This window comes from Methylophaga sp. UBA5088, assembly GCF_002414625.1.
GTDB lineage: Bacteria > Pseudomonadota > Gammaproteobacteria > Nitrosococcales > Methylophagaceae > Methylophaga > Methylophaga marina.
In genome coordinates, this window is record NZ_DIAC01000030.1 from 31,460 (window position 1) to 38,709 (window position 7,250).

Consider the following 7,250-nt stretch of genomic DNA (forward strand, 5'->3'; position numbering starts at 1 on the left):
ATGAGCAGCTCAACAGCTATTCTAAAGGTATGGTCAGTGTTGGATTTTATGATCCAGGCTTTGTGAGCATTGAAGAGATGAGTCAGGATCACATTATTGAGCAAATCAATGCCTCTGAAGCAGATTTTGTGCTTGTTGCCTTGGGTGCAAAAAAAGGTCAGGCTTGGATTATGAATAATATGGCTAATCTGAATGCGCCCGTCATTAGCCATCTGGGAGCCGTGATTAACTTTGTTGCAGGTTCGGTGAAACGTGCACCAGAAAAGTGGCGAAAACTTGGCTTGGAATGGTTGTGGCGGATTAAACAAGAGCCGAATTTATGGAAGCGTTATCTTAAAGATGGTTGGGGCTTGGCTTTGTTATTACTCACCAAGCAACTTCCTTATTATTTTGTTGATAAGAAATATAAAAAAAGTAACAGTCACGAGAATACCGTTAACTGGCAACCTAATAATAAGACGTTGTTACTGACTGGCTGTTTTCAGTCAACTAACCTTGAAAAACTGGACGCATTGATAAATACCACATTACTGGCAACCCGAGCTCAGTTAAAGATAGATGTGAGCGGTGTCAGTTATATTGATAGTGCATTCATGGCTCGATTGCTTACGCTTCAAGGTAAGCTCAATTGCTGTGGTTGTGAGCTTGTTATATTGAAGCCTAATTATAGAATTAAGCGATTGCTATCTTTGGCAGGAGTTTGGAATAGATTTACATCACATGAGTGATTACTCCAAGCTACTTTAAGTCAATCTGGAATGTAAGCTTTAATATCAGGGTAAGTCATAGCAATAAAGTTTTGCAACCTCTCATCCGATTTGCTTATCGACTTACCTACTGGTGTAACAAACCGAGCGATTGCACCATCAGTTCTGTTGAGCATTATAGAATCATACAAGAGAGCAAATTTCATTGGGAATTCGCTTGCTAAATCTCTACCTCTCTGAGGAAACCAGTAATAAACAAGCATTTTTTCTTGTCCTTTACTAATCAGCATTCTCGAGACAGAAAGAGTTTTTTCTTCGTTAATAGAAAAGGTTTCAATGCTTGCTTTAGATATTTCCCAGCCACCCCCAGGAATACAGGCTTTTGGTGAGTGTGGAACAAATCCACTTCTTTGTGAAGCTGTGTAGCCGTAATAAACATCTACATAGGTGTTATTTTTATGGTATGTGGCAAGAAAATAATCATCGAGCTTGAGTATTTTATCTTCGCCGTTTTGGAAAGTTCTTGTGTGCCCATCCCACCCGTTAATAGATAGTGGATAGTTAACAAATGAATTTCTATCAGGAATGATCTCATTTCGTTGATTAACGGAAATGGTAGACGTGACAGATATCAGAATTAAAACTGTAGCTACGTATATTGGTGTTTTGTTGATATATGGGTTACGTTCGGCTAATCCATAATCACGATCATTTTCAAGATAATCAAAAGACTCATTAAGTGATCGGTGTTTTTTTGTTAGAACATTAAAGAGCTTTACTTCGATCAGCAATATGGCTATGCATGAGAAGAAGATCACCCAACCTTCGAAGTAGTGCATAAACCCCTCAGCAGCTTCAATACCTGAATGGTTAACTAGCAGAGCGACCAATGCAATACGGAAACTATTCATGACAATACTGATTGGTATTGTGGATAAGAACAATGCAACTCTCGCATACATCGATGCTCTAAACATATAAGCCATCATCAAGCCTATAGTCATGAGAGGGTAGGTATAATTCAGCCCGCTACAGGCTTCGACGACTTGAAGCTTGTAAACCCCTAGGTCAATAATGTTGCCATCTCTGAATACTGGGATGTCCATTAGTCTTATCATCTCGACACCTAATGTCGATGACATCAATTGAAACTTACCTGAGAGCATCACGTCGAGCATGTAGGGGAGAGGAATTACTAGTAGAACGTGTGCAAATGGAATCAGGATGCGTCGCGTCTGGAGCCCAAGCATGGTCCACATGAGCCCAAACATCATAACGACTATGCCATAATGAGTGAGCGTAACCAATGCGCTTAACTCACCAAGAATGAGTAATACACTGGCGATAATTGTAAATATTACGCCTAGCCATGGACTTTCATTAGTATCAGTCAATTCGTGACGTTTAATCCAGATAAGGTAAGTCGCTAAAGCTAAAACAAATGGTGCATGACTGTACCTTTCCTCGCCCCACCTACTCCACAATACGGATGTAGCTTCATTGAATGCCACAAGTAAACCAACAGTGATAAAAACGAATAATATAAGTCGCCAGTGTTTAGATAAATTTTGAGTTAAGGGCATTATTGTTAACCAAGTATTATTTGTTGTTTTTGATATTTTTGTAGTGAGACAAAATGGTTTGTATTTTGTCATCCCATAAAAAATGTTTTCTAATTCTTTCGACCGCATTCATGCCTATTTTCTCCCTGAGTTCGGGACTATCTGCTAGGCGTAGTATCGTGTTTGAAAACTGTTCCACCATCCACTCTTTCGATTTTGGAGCAATGAGAAAGCCGGATTCTGGAGTAAGGTAATCAGCAGGACCACCCCAATCGGTGGCAATAACGGGCAGTCCTCTGGACATGGCCTCAAGGACTACTGCACCACCACACTCGCGGATGCTGGGCAACACAAATATATCGGCTTCGTCATAAAACTCGTTAATTTTGTTGTGTGGAACAAGGCCAGTAAAACTGACGTTTTCTATGTTTTTTTCTCTACACAATCTTTCTAAATTATTTCGTTCCTGACCATCGCCAACTATAGTTAACTCGGTATTTTTGAGTTTGCTAACAGCTTCAATAGCAATATCAATACATTTCCAGTCCACCAGTCTTCCAACATAAAGGACTTTTGTTAGCTTTCTTTTCGCATAATGTCTTGGATTGGACTGTATACCGAATGAGCCGTTTTCAACTAAAATTTCAACCGGTCCTTTAATACAAGCTGGTAAGGCTTTTTTGGTGCGTTCGTTGGCTACCAGAATTAGATTCGCTTTAACTTTTCCTGGAATTAATCTGTTGAGTGTATTGTCTGCGTATTTTGCTAACTTATATATAACTTTTTCGAGTAGCCCAGACATATCTTGAAATGATTTCGGAAATGTCATGCCGCCATTGAGTGGTCCAATAACAACTGGACAACCCACGTTATACATCGCTGAAGGTTGGGTCGCAGATACTGGCGCTGGCTCATGCACGATATCAATACCTATTGTCTTTACGAGCCTTTTTACCTCTTTTCTCTGATAAATTTGTGTAAGTGCATGAAGCAGAGCACCGAAAGTTCTTGTATAGACTCTAGCAGGTAGACATTTTCCAAGTTTGAAAATTAATTTATGTAATTTTGTGTCGGGTAAATAGTAGATATTCTTGTTATTGATTTCTAAGTTAGACTCTAAGCTTGCTCTAGCTCGTTCGTGTGTAACTAGGTAAACCTCATGATTAGTCTTTGAGAGAAATTTATAATAATTCAGAGGTAGCATTGCTTCGCCGCCAAATTTGTCAGACGCATGCTCACACACAATAAGTATTTTCATGTCTTGATTAGACTATCCCTGCTCGTAGTTAATTGTTCACGCTAGTGTATGAATACCCATTAGCTCAGAATAAAGATATGTCAAACAAATGTAAACTTAGGTTAAGTTCCACCTTGTCTTGATGGCCTTCAGCAAAGCTATGACTTTTTCTTTTCACGATGTAGACTTCGTTACCAGGAGCTCAAGTGCTTGCTAATAGCGTCAACCGAATCAACTGAGTGATTGTCAATCGGATACAATGACTATAGCATTGTGCTGATGTAGATACATAGATACTGCTGTTTTTCAGGAATGGATGAATTGAAACAATGAAAAAAATTATATTAGTACTTTTTGTGTTAAGTCTTGCCGGATGCGGAAACTCAGCAGAAACTTCTTCCGATTTTGTTCAAAGTGGAAATGAATATTTCAAAAATGGAAATTTAGAAAAAGCACGTGTCGAATACAAGAATGCAATCCAGATTGACCCTCGACAGGCCGAACCATATTACCGACTCGCATTAATTGATGAAGAAAACAAAAGCTGGAAACAAATGTTTGCCAACTTGACCACTGTTGAGCAACTTGATCCCAATCATGTTGATGCTCAGATAAAGTTGGGTCGATTGTATCTGCTGGGTGGAAAACTTGACGAGGCGACCACACGAGCTGATAAAGCCTTATCTATAAAACCGGAAAGTTTTGATGGTCGAATTCTGAAAGCGTCTATTCTGGCAAAACAACAAAAGTTTGAGGAAGCATCAACACTGCTTGCTGAAGTCTCTAAAGATTATCCAGATCATAAGGATATTCTCTCACTGGAAATTTTGATTTTAAAAGATAAAGGTGAGCTTCCTGCAGCACTGGCAAAAACAAAACAGGCAGTTGAAAAATATCCCGAAGATATGTCGCTTCGTTTGATCGAACTCAGCTTGTATAACGACATGAAAGATTATAGAGGCATGGCTGATGTCTACGAAGATATTTTGGCTCGTAAACCTAATGAACGTGAAGTGGTCATGTCTTATGCCAAATTGCTGGTATCAAAATTAGATAGTTATGATCAGGCTTTAACGCTTTTACAATCATTCCTGAAAAATCATCCAGAGGATGATGAAGCTCAGCAATTCTTATTAGGTTTAATTAACCAGAAAAACCCACAAGAAGCGTTATCAAAACTCGATGAGATGATTGAAGCTGATCCTGAGAATTATGAGTTACGCTTCGCAAAAGCCGCGTTGTTAGACAAGAACGGTGATGTTGAAGGTTCTGTCAAAGAGCTCAATGATATCATTAACGAAGATCCGCAAGGTATCAATGGCAATGAGGCTCGTGTCATGCTTGCGTCATATTACGCATCACAGCAGGATTTCAAAAAAGCGCGTGAGCTGGCTCAAGCTGTTTTAGATGTCGCGCCAGAAGAAAGTGGGGCATTGCTGGTCAGAGCAAAACTGGACTTGATGGATGAAAAATATGATCAAGCGGTGACTGACCTGAGAACAGTATTAAGAAACTCACCTGATTCAGATGAAGCCATGATCTTGCTGGCTCAAGCCTATCAAAGACAGGGTTCTGATGCGCTCGCAGAAGATAGTTTCAGACAAGCTTTGGCAGCCAATCCACATAACGCCACTGCAGCATTTACGGTGGCAGGGTTGTTAGTTAACGAAAATAATTATGACAAAGCTGAACAGGTTTTAGTCACCGCTTTAGAGCAAAATCCTACAAATACCACTTTACTCCAGCAATTGACTGAAGTCAGAATCCTGAAAAAAGACTGGCAGGCAGGTATTGAAACCATTGATCTACTTAAAGATCAGCAAGGCGATACCTTACTTTCTTATCTTCTGTCTGGACAATTATACGAAGGCCAAGGCGACTATGCGCTGGCAAAAGCTGAGTATCAAGCGGCACTTGAATTAGCGCCAAATTCAAGTCGTGCGATGCAAGGTCTGGCAACCTCGATGGAAGCGTTGGGAGAAAATGAACAGTTAGAAACTTATCTGAACAATTTCAATCAACAAAATCCTAACTCTATGAATGGATTTGCAACACTGGCTATTCATTATTTCAGGGTGGAGAAAGCGGAACAGGCAGTCGATATTCTTGAATCAAAGCTTGCCGAACAGAAAAAATGGACGCTGGGTTACTCTTTATTAATCGACTATTATTTACGTAATGACAAGTTATCCGAAGCGGCAAATATACTGAAAAAAGCCGTTGATAATGTCGATGACAACATTCGATTCTCTTTACAGCTAGCTTCCATTGAAGAGTCACGTGGCAATTATGCTGAGGCACGTGATCTATATGAAGGCATTCTTGCAAAAAATAATAATGTCGATATTGCTGCCAATAATCTGGCCAGCTTATTAACGGATCGGTTTGAGTCGCCCGAGAATTTAAACCGCGCTTTGGAAATTACTCAACGGTTTAAAACGTCAACACAACCTTATTTTCTCGACAGTTATGGTTGGGCTAATGTGAAATTAAATAAGCTGGATGAAGCTAAGCCAGTACTTGAACAGGCGGTAGCACTAGAACCCAATGTTGCTGTATTTAATTATCACCTAGGTGTGTTACATGTAAAACAAGGTAATAGTGAGCTAGCAAGACAATATCTGAACACGGCTAAACAACAAGCATCACAAAATAATGAAAGTGATTTAATAGCGGATATTGATTCAGCCATCAGCTCACTGAACAATTGATAACGGATAATAAGTTAAATCGGGAATTTCAATGATACCTGTCGTAATGTCGGGAGGAAGTGGTACGCGCTTGTGGCCACTTTCGCGTAAGCATAAACCCAAACAATTTTTAAATTTGTTTGGTGATGACTCCATGTTTCAACAAACCATCCTTAGATTAGGTGGTTTAAATAATTCACCGCCTATAGTGGTGTGTAACGAAAGCCACAGATTTATGGTGGCGGAACAATTACTCGAAATTGATATTGAGAAACCCAGCATTCTGTTGGAACCCGTAGGTAGAAATACGGCACCGGCAATTGTCAGTGCCGCTTTTCAGGCATTGTCACGTGAAGAAGACCCCGTACTTTTAGTGTTGGCAGCTGATCATGTGATTGCCGATATTGACGCTTTTCATCAAGCAATAAAGCTCGCTGAACAACAAGCTATGGTCGGAAATTTAGTCACATTTGGTATCGTTCCCACTTGCGCTCATACGGGCTATGGCTATATTCAAGCTGAGGAAAAAGCCACGATTTCTGCTGTTCAGCAGTTTGTCGAAAAACCTGACTCTGCTACGGCTGAAGCGTATCTGTCCTCAGGTGATTACTACTGGAACAGCGGTATGTTTATGTTTAAAGCATCTGTATTAATTGAGGAAATGAGCAAGTTTCATCCCGATATCATTGAACAGTGTCGTCTAGCTGTTGCCAACAGTGAACAGGATTTAGATTTTGTACGCTTGAGTAAAGAGGCTTTTGAGGCCTGTCCATCTGATTCCATCGACTACGCTTTGATGGAAAAAACACAAAAAGCGGTGGTTGTTCCTCTTGATGCTGGCTGGAATGATGTTGGATCCTGGTCGTCCTTGTGGGAGTGTTCACAACAGGATGAAAATAATAATGTTCTCAAGGGTGATGTTGAAATACAGAATGTAAAGAACGCTTACATACACAGCGAGCACCGACTTGTCTCGGCAATAGGTGTTGAAAATCTGGTCATTGTGGAAACAGCTGATGCGGTCATGGTTGCCAGCAAAGACCAAGCACAAGAC

At 40.2% G+C, this 7,250-nt stretch carries 5 protein-coding genes; 3 read left to right on the forward strand and 2 right to left on the reverse strand.

Features of this window, described 5'->3' with window-relative positions; genetic code table 11:
- A partial coding sequence (locus B4K20_RS04050) for a WecB/TagA/CpsF family glycosyltransferase (RefSeq protein WP_289281986.1) occupies positions 1-728 on the forward strand: 728 nt, incomplete at its 5' end.
- A 20-nt stretch (positions 729-748) separates the two neighbouring features.
- Here B4K20_RS04050 and xrtD read toward each other — a convergent pair.
- Together xrtD and B4K20_RS04060 are read right to left on the reverse strand one after the other, a co-directional pair.
- Entirely contained in the window at positions 749-2,398 is a 1,650-nt protein-coding gene (gene xrtD / locus B4K20_RS04055) for a VPLPA-CTERM-specific exosortase XrtD (protein ID WP_289281987.1), read from the reverse strand.
- Positions 2,307-3,527: a glycosyltransferase family 4 protein gene (locus B4K20_RS04060; RefSeq protein ID WP_289281988.1), complete on the reverse strand. Its 1,221-nt coding sequence runs from the start codon at positions 3,525-3,527 to the stop codon at positions 2,307-2,309. The genes xrtD and B4K20_RS04060 overlap by 92 nt, the downstream gene beginning before the upstream one ends.
- A 308-nt stretch (positions 3,528-3,835) precedes the next feature.
- On the opposite strand from B4K20_RS04060, the gene B4K20_RS04065 reads away from it, so the two are divergent.
- Complete coding sequence (locus tag B4K20_RS04065) at positions 3,836-6,217, forward strand: tetratricopeptide repeat protein (RefSeq protein WP_289281989.1); 2,382 nt, start codon at positions 3,836-3,838, stop codon at positions 6,215-6,217.
- 31 nt (positions 6,218-6,248) lie between these two features.
- Positions 6,249-7,250: mannose-1-phosphate guanylyltransferase/mannose-6-phosphate isomerase (locus tag B4K20_RS04070; protein WP_289281990.1), on the forward strand; the 1,002-nt coding region annotated here is incomplete at its 3' end.

What these genes read in the sequence shown, in the direction of transcription:
- xrtD (WP_289281987.1), bottom strand. Translation starts at nt 2,398, where the DNA reads ATGCGGTCGAAAGAATTAGAAAACATTTTTTATGGGATGACAAAATAC.
- B4K20_RS04060 (WP_289281988.1), bottom strand. Translation starts at nt 3,527, where the DNA reads ATGAAAATACTTATTGTGTGTGAGCATGCGTCTGACAAATTTGGCGGC.
- B4K20_RS04065 (WP_289281989.1), top strand. Translation starts at nt 3,836, where the DNA reads ATGAAAAAAATTATATTAGTACTTTTTGTGTTAAGTCTTGCCGGATGC.